This window comes from Pseudomonas sp. Root569, from assembly GCF_001427465.1.
In the GTDB taxonomy this organism is placed as follows: Bacteria; Pseudomonadota; Gammaproteobacteria; order Pseudomonadales; family Pseudomonadaceae; genus Aquipseudomonas; species Aquipseudomonas synxantha.
Genome location: NZ_LMGQ01000027.1, coordinates 162,325 through 178,046, shown reverse-complemented (window position 1 = coordinate 178,046; position 15,722 = coordinate 162,325). Strand labels below are relative to the sequence as shown.

Below are 15,722 nucleotides of genomic sequence, written 5' to 3'. Positions count from 1 at the left end.
AAGCGCGTAGCGGTGTTGCTGAGCTTTCGACGTTCAAGGTGGCCCATATTTGATGGGGGCGTTGCGATCTGGCTCGGGGTAACCCTAGGCGTTAATATGCATATACGCAAATATTCAAATGCATTGGCGCATATTTTTGATGAATGCGTGTGGTTTGTCTGGCGGGGTGAGCCTCAAAAATGGGGAACCAAATAAATCCGTCCCCTTTTCTTCTGGGGCTCGCAAAGAGCCCCTGTTTGCGTTTAACCCTAAAACGCGTAACGCGCCTTGACCATCACGCCATCAGCATCAAACCCGCTACGCGCCTGGCGGGTATAGCTGGCGCCCACCGTCAGCGCCGACACCTGATAATTCAGGCCCAGGCTGGCTTCGTAACTGTCACGTGCGACCGAAGCGCCAGTGACGGTAAACGCCGAACCACCCAGCATAAAACTGGAGGTTTGCGCCACGCGGTCGCCCATCAGGTCGTGATAAGCCATCAAGGTCGCTTCCGGTTGCAGGCTGCCAGTGGCCAACGGGAAGTTGCCAGCCAAGCGCACACCCGCACCCAACTCGCCCACTTCATAGCGTTGCGAGCCGGTGCTCAGCGCCGCTGAAGAGCCCTTCTCGGTAAAGCTGTCCATGCGCACGTTGGAATAACGCGCCGCCACTCTCGGCTCTATCACGGCAGCATCCGACAGCTTGAAGCTGTAGCCGCCCAATACGCTGGCCGACAACACATTGCTGTCGTAGCTGCCCTTGGCGGTAGTGCCCGCCACACGACGCTTGCTGTCATTGTCGTTATGGCCATAGCTCAGGCTGCCGTCGACGAACCAGTTCTGCAGCGACCAGTTGCCGTACAACGACAGCGCATGGCCCTGCACGTCGGTCTTGGTGCCCAGGTCCGAATGGATGTTGGAATTGAGGTAGCTGTAAGCCACACCCACCGTGGTGCTGTCGTTCAACCGACCATCCACCCCCACCGCCATGCCGCTGCTGTTGGCCGAATAGCCGTTATCGCCGCTGTGGCCATCCTGATCCATGTTGCTGCTCAAGCCTTGCAACCACACACCCACGGCTTCACGATTATCACGCTGGCCCGAGAGGCGATCGGCCGAGTAACTGAGCAGATCCAGCAACGAAGAGGTACTGGACAGGCCGTTGTTCTGCACACTGCTGGCTTGCAACAAGGTGTACTCCGTGCCGCTTGGCACGGCGGTGAAATCACCTGGGTTGGCGCTCAAGGTCACTTTCGATGCCTGGGCAAAATTTGCCGCACCATTGACAGTCAGGTACGGCGTGGTCGGTACCACGCTATTGGCCAGGCGCATATCAATGCCTGCACCGCTGGCGACGTTGAGGTCGCCCGTAAGCACGGTGCCTGGGGCCGTCAGGTTCAAGGAACCCGAGTTGATAGACACCGGCGCGATGATGCGATTACCGGAAAAATCAGCCTGGCCCGCGATGTTCATCGCGCTGACATCGAGCACATCACCGACGATTTTGCCGCCGGTCCAGTTCAGGACGGCGCGGCTGGCTGCGTCGATGGCGATACCGGCGTTGCTGCGAATCTCACCGGCTTGCTGGTTGATTTCGAAGACGGAGGTTTGCTCAGCCGCGTCGACAGAAATCGCCGTGCCATCGGCGGTGATCGTGCCGCGGTTGATGATGCCACGGGAGCCGGTGGCTGTTTTGGGTGAAGGTGGCGCTCAGGAGATCGACCGCTTTGGCGTTGGTGCCTTTGGCTTTGAGGGTGCCGGTGTTGAGGATGGAGTCGACGGTGCCTGCATAAAAAACAATACGGAAGCATCTGTGCCGTTCACAGACAGCAGGCCACTGTTTTCGATGCGAAGTGCGCCCGTGGTGGTTTCAAAAATGGACAAATTAAGGCTGCTCTTGAACGTCAATCAGCATCTGATCGCAGCTGGCACCGCGTCGGTGGGGCAGGCCAGACTCCAGGCAAAAAAACCCGGCCTCATGTTCAGGGATCAACTTGCGAACTTGAGTACCGCCTCAAGTTCATCTTCATCGTCACCATAGGTGCCCCCGGTCAGTTCAAAGCCCATGCGCTTATAAAAAGGTTCTGGGCTGCCCTCTCCTACTCCGTATCCTACGCGAATCTCCTTAAAGCCCCGATAGCTCAACTCATAGGTAAGAAGCTCGATTGCCTTCTTGCCATATCCCATTTTCTGATAGGGACCAGCGATCATAAAACGCCAAAGAAATACGCCAGGGTAATAAATGCCCTCATCGTGATCGGCGCCAATATGCAGCATGATAAAACCAATCAAGGTTTCATCTGCGTAGATTGCTCGAAACCAAGCGTTCTCAGAGAAGTGTGCTTCTGCAATCGAAGCGCCGTTGTCTGCAATCATACTTCTCTGAGCCGCTGAAAGCGTCTCACTGAGCATGCATACATCCCACACTGTCGCAGAAGTTATTCGGCGAAAGGAAACACTTGAATCTCGGGTAGGTAGATCATTCATGATGTACTCCAGTATTTAAATATTTGAATATTGCTCAGCGAAATCAAAGAAAACTTATATTTGTAAAGATCGGTCAGGCCCTCTGCTCTTTACCCCCGTTACGCTGAGGGCCATAGGTGATTAACCGCAAAATTTTTTCTAAAGGGGCCTGGCCCGCATACTTGGCTATCAAGCCAGTGAGGGTCATCGAGATGAGCGCTATGCCTACAGCAAGTGGTATCAACGCGAGATTGCCAAGCTCACCGAAGAAGCCAAGCCCATACCCACCGAAAACCACACCTGCAATGAGCCCTTGAAGGACATAGGCAGTGAGAGAGTTTCGGCCTGCTGCAATCAGAACATCTGGCAAGTTTATCCATGTGCTGTATCGCAATAGCACGTTGATGTAGACAGCTGACATTAAAGGAGCGCCTACTGCGAAAGATAAAAGCCCCATTAGCTCTACAAGATCACCTTCTTTAGGCGCTAGCGCGAAAGCGAGATTTGTCAGGACTGCTTGTAACAGCAATAAAGGGGTAATACGCGTGAGTTGTTTTTGCCCTCGACTCCCAGGCTCAAAAAAACCTGCTTTCGCAGCCGCCAGGCCCAAGAGGATTGCACCAAAGGCTAATGGCCCTTGAAATAGAATTAGAAAACCGAACGTTCCTGGCCATTCGGAAATCCTTGTAAGCGTGGATCCTACAAAGTTGTAATCCAACGCATGATTAACAGGTGTAGTCGGGTAGATCGAAAGAAGAACCGCCAGGACAACTAAGGTTATAAGCTCTAAACCGACCATGGACATCGCCGTTCTTATAAGCGTGCGAGGTGCACAGTTCCGAAATGGCCAAAGTAAACATCCAAGAAATGCATAGAGCAACAATATATCACCGGGAAAAACCAGAACCGCATGCAGGCAGCCAAAGATCGCTAAACCGATGAGCCTTCTGAAATAGCGCCCTTTGAATTGCACACCGGCCCTCGCCGCAGATTGGATTTGAATATGCACGCCCCAGCCAAAAATGAATGAGAAAATCAGGAAAAACTTCCCTTGGAACAAGAACTCGATCAAGAACGCCGCGACGCGGTCACCGTGGGCATCGGGAATGCCGATTGCCTGCGCCGGCGGCAGCGCAAGAAACGGCAGGTTAACTACGCAGATACCGATCAGGGCGGCGGTACGGATCAGGTCAACTGACGTGTTCCTGAGTGGCTTGTTCATCGTCGTCATCGTCTTGTGAATTTATTGAGCGACTGCTCAAAACAATGATATTGAGCAGTCGCTCAATTCGTCAAGCGATTTATGGTGAGATCGGAGAGAGGGGTAAGGGGCTACACGCGGCGACAGCTAGAATGGTCACCGAGCGCGCAGGAATGGAAACCGGTGGGCTTTAAAAAAATGATGTGAAGCGCTGACGGCTGCATATCAGACATGCGCGGCGATTTTTCTGCAAACTTGCAGCTTCGCCCTCAATTCACAGGCAAAAAAAAACCCGGAAATCCTCACTTACGTGGGCCTTCCGGATTTTCTAAACCGCCAAAAATGGTGGGTCGTGTGGGATTCGAACCTACGACCAATTGGTTAAAAGCCAACTGCTCTACCAACTGAGCTAACGACCCGCTGTGTTGTGGCGCGTATAATACTGATTTCTAAGGATTATTCAACACCTTATTTGAAATAAATCAGAAAAAACGCATTTGAACGGTAATTCGGCCGGTAGAACGCCTCTCGCAGCCGCCTGATCAACGTCCCGGCTCGTCGTTCCACAGGTACTTATGCAGCTGCAATTGCAGGCGCACCGGCAGGTTGTCTGCCACGACCCAGTCAGCCAGGTCGCGAGCGTTGAGGTCGTGGTGGCTGGGCGAGAACAGCACCTCGCCCGCACGACGATCCAGGCCGTATTGGATCAGCTTGGAGCTGGCCCAGTCATAATCGTCACGGGAACAGATCACGAACTTGACCTGATCATTGGCCGTCAGCAGGTCCATGTTTGCGTACAGGTTGCGATGCGCTTCCTTGGAGCCTGGCGTCTTGAGGTCGACCACCCGGCTTACACGCGGATCAACAGCGGAAATGTCCAGGGCGCCACTGGTTTCCAGTGAGACCTCGTAACCGGCGTCACACAACTGCTTGAGCAAGGGAATGGCATTGGGTTGCGCCAGCGGCTCACCGCCCGTCACACAGACGTAGCGCGGCCGGTAACTGGCAACCTGTTCCAGGATGTCGTCGAGGGTGCGCACAGTGCCGCCACTGAAGGCGTAGGCGCTGTCACAGTATTGGCAACGCAATGGGCAGCCGGTCAACCGCACAAATACAGTGGGCAGGCCGGCAGTGCGCGTTTCACCCTGCAACGAGTAAAAGACTTCGGTAATACGTAATGTGTCTTGCATAGTCGCCACGGGCGTAACAGCTAAACAGGCTGTCCGCCTCCGTCAGGCACTTCAAGGGATTGCGCCAACGCGCCAACCCCAGGAAGCGTATTTCATAAAAGGGCGTGGATTCTAACGAAAAAACCCGCGCCAGGCGCGGGTTTCTTCTCAACGGGAAAGATGCGCTTACAAGCGCTGCAGATCCCGCTGGGCCAACTGGGCGGCGGACGTCCCCGGATATTGGGCAACCACCTGTTGCAGAATGCCTTTGACCTTGTCGGTATGACCCAGGCGGCGTTCTACGTCAGCAAGCTTGTACAGCGAATCCGGCACCTTGGCGTGCTTGGGGTACAACTGGCTGACCTTGGCAAAAGCCTGGCCTGCCCCCTGCAAATCGCCCTTTGCCAGGTTGACCTCGCCCAACCAGTACTGGGCATTGCCCGCGTACTGGCTGTTGGGGTACTTGCGCAGGAATGCGGTAAAGGCCTGGCTGGCCTTATCGAAATCCTTGGCCTTGATCAGGTCGAAGGCTGCATCGTAATACAGCTTTTCCTTCGCTGGATCACCCGGTTCGCTGCTGGCGGCAGGGGCAGCCGCGGCGGCCCCAGCTGCTGCGCCACCGGCGGCAGCGCTTGGCGCGCCACCGGTAGAAGAATTATCAGGAGTAGCGGCAGGTGCAACACCGGCTCCAATACGACGATCAAGATCCTGGTATCGCTCCAGGCCTTCTTGCTTGAGCTGGTTCACCTGATTCTGCAGCACTTCAATGGCGCCTTGTTGCTGCGACAATTGATCCTGCATGCGTTGCAGTTGGTTGAACAGCTCGCCCTGTGCCGAGGGAGCGGACGTAGCCGCTCCCCCAGCATAGGCGCCGTTCGTGCCATAACCCGCTGGCGGATAACTGCTCCCGCTATTGTTATAGCCTGAGTTGCTATCCGTTACAGGAACCGCAGCCCACACCGCAAGCGGTGCGAGGCTGAGAGCCAATACAGTTAGAGCACGACGGCACGTTCGCATGACGAATTACTTACGCAGTTCGACGCGACGGTTCTGAGCCCACGACTGCTCGTCGTTGCCAGTTGCAACTGGACGCTCTTTACCGTAGGAAACCAGTTCCAGTTGGCCTGGAGCAACACCTTGCAGTACCAGGTAGCGCTGAACGGCTTTCGCACGACGCTCGCCCAGTGCCATGTTGTACTCACGAGTACCACGGGCGTCAGTGTTACCTTCCAGAACAACGCGAGCGCCGTTAGCTTTCAGGTCCTTGGCGTGAACGTCCAGAGCGCGCATGGCTTCTGGCTTCAGGTCCGAACTGTCGTATTCGAAGTAGAAAGTGGTGATAGCGCGCAGAGCAGCTTCTTCGCTCAGGGAGCCGTCAACTGCACCAGTGTTAGCGCCGTAACCAGCGTTTGGATCAACAGCAGCGCCTTCACCGGCATTGTCGCCGCCTTTAGAGGAGCAACCAACGGCTACGGACAGAGCCAGAGCCAGAGCAGCAAACTTACCAAACTTCAGCATTTCCATCGTGAAACTCCTAATGAACCCCAGTGTGTTAAGTACTTCTTTTTGTAGCGCCGCGTCAGTTCAGGTAAGGGGACCAGGATGGTTCTCTGACTTCGCCTTGTGCGGTAGGAAGCGGGAGCCTTACGCGTCCGTTAATGGACACGAGCATCAAGACTCCCCGGCCCTGCTGGCGGGTGGCGTAGATTACCATGGTGCCGTTGGGCGCAACAGTGGCTGACTCATCAAGGTTGGTATCTGTAAGGATTTTCACGGTTCCGCGCTGCAAATCCTGGGCCGCAACCCGGAAATTAGTGAAACCATCCTGACGGTGAATCATCACCAACGTCTTTTCATCGGCCGAAAGCTTAGGGTTGGCGTTGTAGTTACCGATAAAGGTCACACGCTCAGCACCCCCACCGTTCACGTTTGCCTTGTAGACCTGAGGCTTGCCGCCACGGTCGGAGGTGAAATAGATGGTGGAACCATCTTTACCCCAGAACGGTTCGGTGTTGATACCCGGGCCGCTGGTCACGCGACTCAGTTGGCGCGAGGCCATGTTCATCACGTAGATATCCGGGTTGCCGTCCTTGGACAGTACGAAAGCCAGGCGCGAACCATCCGGCGACCAGGCCGGGGCACCGTTGAGGCCTTCAAAGTTGGTGATCTGCTCACGGCGGCCGGTATCGATGTGCTGGACGAAGATACGCGGACGGCGCTGTTCGAACGATACATAAGCGATACGCTTGCCGTCCGGCGCAAAGCGCGGCGACAGGATCGGCTCACGGGACTGCAGCAACGTCACTGCACGTGCACCGTCGTAGTCCGAGCGTTGCAAGGTGTAGCGGGTGTTGTCCACCGAGAAACGCTCAGCCGTTACATACAGCAGGCGTGTCGAGAAAGCGCCCTTGATGCCGGTGAGTTTTTCAAACGACTGGTCCGAGATGTAGTGGGCCATGTCGCGCAGTTGCTCGGCGGTACCCGATACGCTGCCGGTCAGGACCTGCTGCTCGGTAGCCACGTTGAACAAGGTGTACTGGATCTGCAGGCGACCGCCGGCCGGCGTGATGTTGCCGACCATCAGGTACTGCGCGCCCACGGCTTTCCAGTCACGGAACACGACTTCGCTGGCCTGGTTGGGCTGGCTGATCATGTTGCCTTTGGGAATCGGCGCGTAGTAACCGGAGTTACGCAGGTCGTCGCTGACGATCTGGGCCATGTCGTCCGGCAGCACGCTGCCGCCCTGCCAACCGAAGGGTACGACGGCGATCGGGGTGGCCCGATCGCTGCCGCTGGTTACCAGGATGTTCTTTTCATCCGCCGCCGCTATCCCTGCCATACAGCAAATAACGACAAGCATTCCTCGAAGAAGGTTTCTCACAAGGCTAGATCCTCAGGTGTGAATGTCATCTTGAATGAACGATAGGGAGCGAAGTCACTTGGTTTCATTCCCTGCATCTCGGTCAACCGGCCAATATTCTTGACCGCGGCAACCGCCGAACTGTCGAACGAACCGTCACCACTGGACTTGGCCACGCTGACCGAAGTCACCGTACCGTCCGGCAACATGCCGATCTGCAGCACTACTGTCATGCCTTTACGTGCCGAAGGTGGACGTGTCCAGCCTTCCGCTGCCCGCGCCCGAATCAGGTCGTCGAAACTGCCCGCGACTTCATCACCACGCTCATCGGCCAAGGCTTGCTGACGCTGCGGCGTGTCGGAAAGCAAATCTGCCAGGGCCTGGGCCTTTTTCTCTTCGGCGGATTTGCGTGCTGCTTCCTGGGCCTTCTTCTTGGAGGCGTCGGCGGCAGCTTTCTTCTTCGCTTCGTCGGCGACTTTCTTTTTCGCCTCGTCTGCTTCAGCTTTTTTCTTGGCGTCTTCGGCGGCTTTCTTCTTCGCGTCTTCGACTATCTTTTTCTTGGCTTCTTCAGCGGCCTTCTTCTTGGCCTCTTCCTCGGCAGCCTTCTTGGCTTCTTCTTCAGATTTCTTCTTGGCTATATCAGCCAGTTGTTTCTCTTCGGCCTTTTTCGCTTCGGCAGCTTTCTCGGCTTTCTTGGCTTCATCAGCCTTTTTCGCCTCGTCAGCTTTCTTGGCTTCGTCAGCCTTTTTCGATTCCTCGGCCTTTTGAGCCGCCTCTTCTTTCTTTTGTTCCGCAGCAGCCTTCACCGCTTCCTGCTCGACCTTCTTCTGTTCCATCTGCTCGACTTCAGTCTGGCGCGCAGCCGACTTCTGGGCCTCACCCGCAATCTTCTGATTGGTCTGGGTGGTGGCCTGGCTTTTCGATTTCAGCTGATACAGGGTCGCCTGCACGATCGGCTTGGCTGGCGGCAGGTCCGGGGTCATGGCGAAGCTGACGAACAGCATGCCGAACACCAGCACGTGCAGGGCAATCGCCCACACGCCAGGCCAGAAGTAGCTTTCCGAGGCGGACGGCTCTCGCTGTTGCTGCATCAGGGCGCCTCGGTAATCAAGCCAACGTTACCGACGCCGGCCTTCTGCAGCCCGCCCATGGCGCCCATGACGGAACCGTAGTCGACCGATTTGTCGCCGCGGATGAACACCTGGGTGTGCTTGCCGCCTTCGTTGCCGGAGCGAATGATCTTGGTCACCGCATCGGTCATCGCCGGCAAGGTCAGGGCCTTGTCCTGCTGCTTCTGGGTATCGACTTCGCTGCCAAGGTTCCAGTAGTAGGTCTTGTCAGCCTTGATCGAAATGGTCAGGACCTGAGTGTTGTTGTCCTGCGGCAAGGCTTCACTGGAAACCTTGGGCAGATCAACCTTCACGCCCTGGTTGAGCATCGGCGCGGTCACCATGAAGATCACCAGCAGCACCAGCATCACGTCGATGTAGGGCACTACGTTCATCTCGGCGACCGGCTTGCGCTTTTTGCGAGCTCGAGCGATTAAAGCCATTGGGAATTACCTGCTTATTCTTCGCTGGTGTGCACTTTACGGTGCAGGATCGCCTGGAATTCATCGGCGAAGGTGTAGTAACGGCCGATCAAGGTTTCGCTGGTTGCAGCAAAACGGTTGTAGGCGATTACTGCGGGGATCGCGGCGAACAGGCCGATCGCGGTGGCGATCAGGGCTTCGGCAATACCCGGGGCCACGGTGGCCAGTGTGGCTTGCTGGGCCTGGGCCAGGCCGCGGAAGGAGTTCATGATCCCCCACACGGTACCGAACAGGCCGATATACGGGCTGACGGAACCTACGGTGGCGAGGTACGGCAGGCCTTGCTCGAGCTTTTCTTCCTCACGGGAGATGGCCACGCGCATGGCACGGGCCACACCTTCCATCACGGCTTCCGGGTCAACCCCAGGCTGCTGGCGCAGACGCGAGAATTCCTTGAAGCCGGCGCGGAAAATCTGCTCGACACCCGAATCCGGGTCCGGGTTGCTGCCGGCCTGGCGGTACAGCTTGGACAGATCGATACCCGACCAGAAGCGCTCTTCAAAGCTCTCCAGGGCACGTCGACCGGCGCGCAGCATATTGCTGCGCTGAAAAATCATGACCCAAGAGGTAACCGATGCGGCTACCAGGGTCAGCATGACCAGTTGAACCACGACACTGGCATTGCTGACCAGGCTCCACATGGAGGAATGGTCGACGACGGTAGGTTCCACGCTAAATCTCCTGCTTTGATTGTTGACCCGCGCCGCTCACGGCAGCAAAGGCCGCACGTAGAGTTTCGGGAATGGCCCGAGGTTTCAAGCTGTTGGTGCGCACACACGCCACCAGGAACTGCCCCTCGCAGAGCAGCGTTGCATCCGTAGCCCGCCTGACCTGCTGTTTGAAGCGCAGGCTGGCACGGTTCAATTCGATGACTTCAGCGCTGACCAGCAACTCGTCGTCCAGTCGCGCCGGTGCGTGGTAACGCGCCTCGCTGGAATGCACGACAAATAACAGGTCCTCCCCTGCCAGCGTGGATTGGGCAAAGCCCAGCTCCCGTAGCCGCTCGGTGCGAGCCCGCTCCATGAACTTGAGGTAGTTGACGTAATACACGATGCCGCCGGCATCGGTGTCCTCGTAATAAACGCGACAGCGATGTGCGAACGACTGATCCCCGTTTTGCGCGCGCATACTCTAGTGCTTACTCCTCAGGTTGCCAATTGGCTGGGCAACTGTTTTTTCAATGCCTGACAACATTTTCCACTGCCTGAATGACGACACCAGACACTGGGACAGCACAAACTTCAGATAAATCGTCTGGCGTGACCTTTTTAATCGTCCACTGCATCGAGGAATTCGTCTACAGCAGGCATCTCCCCCAATCGTGACGGAATATTTAACCCGAAGTGCAGGTAAGCGTGGCGCGTGACCACCCTGCCCCGCGGCGTCCGCATGATGTAGCCCTGCTGGATCAGATATGGCTCCAGCACATCCTCGATGGTATGGCGCTCTTCACTGATGGCCGCGGCCAGGCTGTCCACGCCAACCGGGCCACCGTCGAATTTCTCGATCATGGTCAAGAGCAGGCGCCGGTCCTGGTGATCGAAGCCATGTTCGTCCACGTCCAGCAGGTTCAATGCCAGGTCCGCCACCGCCTTGGTGATATGGCCCTTGGCACGCACCTCGGCAAAGTCGCGCACCCGACGCAGCAAGCGGTTGGCAATCCGTGGCGTACCGCGGGCGCGGCGGGCGATTTCAAACGCGCCTTCCGGGTCCAGGGGCAAGCCCAGGATGCTCGCCGAACGGCTGACGATGGTCGCAAGGTCGGCAGTGCTATAGAACTCTAGACGTTGAACAATGCCGAAACGGTCTCGCAACGGGTTGGTCAGCATGCCCGCGCGGGTGGTCGCCCCGACCAGGGTGAACGGTGGCAAATCCAGCTTGATCGAACGGGCCGCCGGGCCTTCGCCAATCATGATGTCGAGCTGGAAATCCTCCATCGCCGGGTACAGTACTTCCTCGACAATCGGCGACAATCGATGGATCTCGTCGATAAACAGCACATCGTGAGGTTCAAGATTGGTCAATAGCGCCGCCAGGTCGCCAGGACGCTCCAGCACCGGGCCGGAGGTGGACTTGATCGACACGCCCATTTCCTGGGCGATGATATTGGCCAGGGTGGTCTTGCCCAACCCCGGCGGGCCGAAGATCAAGGTGTGGTCCAGGGATTCACTACGCCCGCGCGCAGCCTGGATGAACAGCTCCATCTGCTCGCGCACGGTAGGCTGGCCGATGTAGTCGGCCAGGCTCAGGGGGCGGATGGCCCGGTCCTGGACTTCTTCACGGTCACGCGGGCCGGTGGCCGCGATCAGACGATCAGCTTCAATCACTTAAATCATTCCCTTCAGGGCTCGGCGGATCATGTCTTCGCTGCTCAGGTTCTTGTCCTTGATGGCCGATACCGCCTTGCTCGCTTCCTGGGGCTTGTAGCCCAGGGAGATCAACGCACTGACTGCATCGCTTTCGGCGCTCGCGACCTGGCCTGCCGGCATATCCGGCTGGTTCGGTACCAGGGCGAACATGTTCGGCACCACCTCCCAGGCCTTGAAGCGGTCCTTGAGTTCCACCAGCAGGCGCTCGGCGGTTTTCTTGCCCACGCCCGGCACCTTGGTCAGGGCCGAGGTGTCCTGGGCGGAAACGGCACGTACCAGCTCATCCACTTCCAGGCTCGACATCAATGCCAGGGCTAGTTTTGGCCCCACGCCATTGAGGCGAATCAGCTCGCGGAAGAAATCGCGATCACGCTTGCCGATGAAACCATAGAGCAGTTGCGCGTCTTCACGCACCACTAAATGCGTGTGCAGGGTTATCGGCTCGCCGACCGACGGCAGCCGATACAAGGTGGTCATGGGCACTTCCAGCTCATAACCCAATCCATTCACATCCAGAATCAGGTGCGGCGGCTGTTTTTCAGCCAGGGTGCCGCGCAAGCGTCCAATCACGGTTCAGATCCTTAAGGCTTGAGGGTCAGGTCAGGGCCTGACCGCAAATAACGAATGCGCTGATGCTATCAGAGACGTAGCCGCCCGCCACGACTACGTGCGGTGCCCAAGCCGTGAGGCAACAGGCTGGAGCGGGTGTGCGCATGGCAAATGGCGATGGCCAGGGCATCGGAGGCGTCGATCTGCGGTTTTGAAGTGAGCTTGAGCATGTGCATGACCATCATCTGCACCTGCTCCTTGTTCGCTGCACCAGTGCCAACGACGGCCTGCTTGACCTGGGTCGCGGTGTATTCGGCGATCTCCATGCCCTCCTCGGCCCCCGCCACGATCGCCGCGCCACGGGCCTGGCCGAGTTTCAACGCAGAGTCGGCGTTCTTGGCCATGAACACCTTTTCGATGCCCATGGTGACCGGGCCGTAAGTCTGGATGACTTCACGTACGCCGCGATAGACGATCTGCAAACGCTCGGCCAACTCGCCGGCGCCGGTGCGGATGCAACCCGAGGCCACATAGATACAGCCGCGCGGGGTGTGCTGCACCACGCCAAAACCGGTGATGCGCGAACCGGGGTCGATACCTAGGATTAAAGTCATAACGCCTGCGGTTGGGGTAAACACATTTTTTGATACACAGAGACTCTAATGTGGGAGGGGGCTTGCCCCCGATGAGGGAGTGTCAGTAAGTAAATTTGTGACTGACTCCCCGCCATCGGGAGCAAGCCCCCTCCCACACAAGCCCCTCCCACATTGGGATCTACATCGTTCTTCAGCCTAGCTGTTCAGCCACCGATTCCGGGATGTCGGCATTCGAGTAGACATTCTGCACATCATCCAGGTCTTCAAGCATATCCAGCATCTTCAACACCTTCTGCGCTCCCTCCAGGTCCAGTTCGGCACTGGTGGTCGGCAGCATCACGATTTCTGCATCGGTGCCGTTGAAACCAGCGGCTTCCAGGGCATTACGCACGGCGTAGAAGCTGGCGAACGAGGTAAACACGTCGATGGAACCGTCTTCGTTGGTAACCACGTCGTCGGCGTCCGCTTCCATTGCGGCTTCCATCAGTGCGTCTTCATCGGTGCCGGGGGCGAAGGTGATCTGCCCTTTGCGTTCGAACAGGTACGCGACCGAACCATCCGTGCCGAGGTTACCACCGCACTTGCTGAACGCATGGCGTACAGCTGCGGCGGTCCGGTTGCGGTTGTCGGTCATGCACTCGACCATCACCGCCACGCCGCCTGGGCCGTAGCCTTCGTAGGTCAACTCGACCATGTCGTCGGTATCGGCCGCACCAGCACCACGGGCCACGGCGCGGTCAATGATGTCGCGGCTCATGTTCGCGCCCAAGGCTTTGTCCAGCGCCAGGCGCAGGCGCGGGTTGGAGCCAGGATCACCGCCACCCTGGCGGGCAGCGACGGTCAGTTCGCGAATCCACTTGGTGAAGATCTTGCCCTTCTTGGCATCCTGACGCTCTTTGCGGTGCTTGATGTTCGCCCACTTGGAATGGCCAGCCATAACACAACTCCGAATTCTCTAGAAACCTTATCAATCCCGCACCAGGCAGGACTTCCTTCTTTCTAAACGCAAAGGCGCATCCGAAGATGCGCCTTTTTGACTGCGTACAACCTTATCGCGCTTTCACGCCGCAGCCTTACTCAGCCTTCGGCGTCTCGCGCAGGCGAATGTGCAGCTCGCGCAGTGCCTTGGCATCCACCACACCCGGAGCCTGGGTCATGACGTCCGCAGCGCTCTGGGTTTTCGGGAACGCAATCACTTCACGGATCGACTGGGCGCCGGTCATCAGCATGACCAGACGGTCCAGGCCGAAGGCCAAGCCACCGTGGGGCGGTGCACCGTACTTCAGGGCGTCGAGCAGGAAGCCGAACTTCTCTTCCTGTTCCGCTTCGTTGATGCCCAGCAGGCGGAACACCGCTTGTTGCATCTCTTTGCGGTGGATACGGATCGAACCGCCACCCAGCTCGGTACCGTTCAACACCATGTCGTAGGCACGGGACAGCGCGCCTGCCGGGTTGGCTTCCAGCTCCTGCGGGGAGCACTTAGGCGCGGTGAACGGGTGGTGCAAGGCGCTGAAGCTGCCGTCGTCGTTCTCTTCGAACATCGGGAAGTCGACGACCCACATCGGTGCCCATTCGCAGGTCAGCAGGTTCAGGTCGTGACCGAGCTTGATACGCAGGGCGCCCAGGGCTTCGCTGACGATCTTGGCCTTGTCGGCACCGAAGAACACGATGTCGCCATCGACCGCACCGACGCGATCAAGGATCGTGTTCAGGTTGGCTTCAGGAATGTTTTTCACGATCGGAGACTGCAGGCCGTCAACGCCGTTGGCGCGCTCGTTGACCTTGATGTACGCCAGGCCCTTGGCACCGTAGATGCCGACGAACTTGGTGTAGTCGTCGATCTGCTTGCGCGGCATGCTCGCGCCGCCAGGCACGCGCAGGGCTGCAATGCGGCATTTGGGGTCGTTGGCCGGGCCGCTGAACACCTTGAAGTCGACGTCCTTGAGCTGGTCGGCCACGTCCACCAGTTCCAGCGGGTTACGCAGGTCTGGCTTGTCGGAACCGTAGCGGCGCATGGCCTCTTCGAAGGTCATGTGCGGGAATTCGCCGAACTCCAGGTCCAGCACTTCCCTGAACAGGTTGCGGATCATCTGCTCGGTCAGGCCCATGATCTCTTTTTCATCGAGGAAACTGGTCTCGATGTCGATCTGGGTGAATTCAGGCTGGCGGTCGGCACGCAGGTCTTCGTCACGGAAGCACTTGGCGATCTGGTAGTAACGGTCGAAGCCGGCCACCATCAGCAGCTGCTTGAACAACTGCGGCGATTGCGGCAAGGCAAAGAAGCTGCCCGCGTGGGTACGGCTAGGCACCAGGTAGTCACGTGCGCCTTCCGGGGTAGCCCGGGTGAGGATCGGCGTCTCGACATCGAGGAAGCCGTTCTCATCCAGGAAACGGCGAATGCTGGTGGTCATGCGCGAACGCAGGCGCAGCTTCTCGGCCATTTCCGGACGACGCAGGTCCAGGAAGCGGTAGCGCAGGCGGGTTTCTTCGCCCACGTCGGAGTATTCGTTGAGCGGGAACGGCGGGGTTTCCGATTCGTTCAGCACTTCCAGCTCGTAGCCCAGCACCTCGATGCCGCCGGAAGCCATGTTCTTGTTCACGGCACCGGCCGGACGCAGGCGTACCTTGCCGGTGATCTTCACCACGTATTCGCTGCGCACACGGTCGGCGGCGGCGAAGCTCTCGGCGCGGTCCGGGTCAAACACCACCTGGGCCAGACCATCACGATCACGGATATCGAGGAAGATTACCCCGCCGTGGTCGCGGCGACGGTGAACCCATCCGCAAAGGGTGATTTCCTGACCTTCCAGGGTCTCGTTCAGTTGGCCGCAATAGTGGCTGCGCATCATGGTCGTGGTTTCACTTCTCGTAATTCGAATTTCGGTGGCAGGCTTGCCTCGTCACCGTACATTAAAGCAGGGGACGGATAATGCAGGAGCCTGC

The 15,722-nt window shown here is 57.9% G+C and carries 15 protein-coding genes, 1 tRNA gene and 1 pseudogene; all 17 read right to left on the bottom strand.

Annotation, left to right across the window (positions count from 1 at the left end; translation table 11 throughout):
• Positions 1 to 248: 248 nt before the first annotated feature.
• A pseudogene (locus ASD70_RS24345) lies at positions 249 to 1,850 on the bottom strand (autotransporter outer membrane beta-barrel domain-containing protein); the annotation flags it as partial.
• 117 nt (positions 1,851 to 1,967) lie between these two features.
• A complete protein-coding gene (locus tag ASD70_RS24340) occupies positions 1,968 to 2,465 on the bottom strand; it encodes a GNAT family N-acetyltransferase (RefSeq protein WP_046069311.1) in 498 nt (165 codons plus the stop codon).
• Positions 2,466 to 2,538: 73 nt separating this feature from the next.
• Positions 2,539 to 3,666, bottom strand: coding sequence for a DUF418 domain-containing protein (locus tag ASD70_RS24335; protein WP_162252762.1), 1,128 nt, complete (start codon positions 3,664 to 3,666; stop codon positions 2,539 to 2,541).
• Between the two features lie 322 nt (positions 3,667 to 3,988).
• A tRNA-Lys gene (locus tag ASD70_RS24330) sits at positions 3,989 to 4,064 on the bottom strand.
• Positions 4,065 to 4,187: 123 nt separating this feature from the next.
• On the bottom strand, positions 4,188 to 4,835 hold the full coding sequence (gene queE, locus ASD70_RS24325; protein WP_046069313.1) for a 7-carboxy-7-deazaguanine synthase QueE: 648 nt from the start codon (positions 4,833 to 4,835) through the stop codon (positions 4,188 to 4,190).
• Positions 4,836 to 5,000: 165 nt separating this feature from the next.
• Positions 5,001 to 5,831, bottom strand: coding sequence for a tol-pal system protein YbgF (gene ybgF, locus ASD70_RS24320; RefSeq protein ID WP_046069314.1), 831 nt, complete (start codon positions 5,829 to 5,831; stop codon positions 5,001 to 5,003).
• Between the two features lie 6 nt (positions 5,832 to 5,837).
• Positions 5,838 to 6,338 carry a peptidoglycan-associated lipoprotein Pal gene (gene pal, locus ASD70_RS24315; protein WP_003193861.1) on the bottom strand — a complete coding sequence of 167 codons (501 nt, stop codon included), beginning with the start codon at positions 6,336 to 6,338 and terminating at the stop codon, positions 5,838 to 5,840.
• 55 nt (positions 6,339 to 6,393) lie between these two features.
• Positions 6,394 to 7,674 (bottom strand): Tol-Pal system beta propeller repeat protein TolB, encoded by a 1,281-nt coding sequence (gene tolB / locus ASD70_RS24310; protein WP_034115766.1) that lies wholly within the window; start codon positions 7,672 to 7,674, stop codon positions 6,394 to 6,396.
• A 17-nt stretch (positions 7,675 to 7,691) separates the two neighbouring features.
• Positions 7,692 to 8,765 carry a cell envelope integrity protein TolA gene (tolA, locus tag ASD70_RS24305; protein ID WP_003193863.1) on the bottom strand — a complete coding sequence of 358 codons (1,074 nt, stop codon included), beginning with the start codon at positions 8,763 to 8,765 and terminating at the stop codon, positions 7,692 to 7,694.
• On the bottom strand, positions 8,765 to 9,217 hold the full coding sequence (gene tolR / locus ASD70_RS24300; protein WP_161793227.1) for a protein TolR: 453 nt from the start codon (positions 9,215 to 9,217) through the stop codon (positions 8,765 to 8,767). Before tolR ends, tolA begins: the two co-directional genes overlap by 1 nt.
• Positions 9,218 to 9,240: 23 nt before the next feature.
• Positions 9,241 to 9,936: a protein TolQ gene (tolQ, locus tag ASD70_RS24295; RefSeq protein ID WP_043049112.1), complete on the bottom strand. Its 696-nt coding sequence runs from the start codon at positions 9,934 to 9,936 to the stop codon at positions 9,241 to 9,243.
• A gap of 1 nt (position 9,937) precedes the next feature.
• On the bottom strand, positions 9,938 to 10,393 hold the full coding sequence (gene ybgC, locus ASD70_RS24290) for a tol-pal system-associated acyl-CoA thioesterase (RefSeq protein ID WP_005790903.1): 456 nt from the start codon (positions 10,391 to 10,393) through the stop codon (positions 9,938 to 9,940).
• 140 nt (positions 10,394 to 10,533) lie between these two features.
• Positions 10,534 to 11,592 carry a Holliday junction branch migration DNA helicase RuvB gene (gene ruvB / locus ASD70_RS24285; RefSeq protein ID WP_017529216.1) on the bottom strand — a complete coding sequence of 353 codons (1,059 nt, stop codon included), beginning with the start codon at positions 11,590 to 11,592 and terminating at the stop codon, positions 10,534 to 10,536.
• The gene (gene ruvA, locus ASD70_RS24280; RefSeq protein WP_046069316.1) at positions 11,593 to 12,204 is read right to left on the bottom strand and encodes a Holliday junction branch migration protein RuvA; all 612 of its coding nucleotides are present in this window, start codon (positions 12,202 to 12,204) and stop codon (positions 11,593 to 11,595) included.
• A gap of 68 nt (positions 12,205 to 12,272) precedes the next feature.
• A complete protein-coding gene (gene ruvC / locus ASD70_RS24275; protein ID WP_032862494.1) occupies positions 12,273 to 12,797 on the bottom strand; it encodes a crossover junction endodeoxyribonuclease RuvC in 525 nt (174 codons plus the stop codon).
• 172 nt (positions 12,798 to 12,969) lie between these two features.
• A complete protein-coding gene (locus ASD70_RS24270) occupies positions 12,970 to 13,716 on the bottom strand; it encodes a YebC/PmpR family DNA-binding transcriptional regulator (RefSeq protein WP_043051417.1) in 747 nt (248 codons plus the stop codon).
• 136 nt (positions 13,717 to 13,852) lie between these two features.
• On the bottom strand, positions 13,853 to 15,628 hold the full coding sequence (gene aspS / locus ASD70_RS24265; RefSeq protein WP_056847619.1) for an aspartate--tRNA ligase: 1,776 nt from the start codon (positions 15,626 to 15,628) through the stop codon (positions 13,853 to 13,855).
• Positions 15,629 to 15,722: the final 94 nt, after the last annotated feature.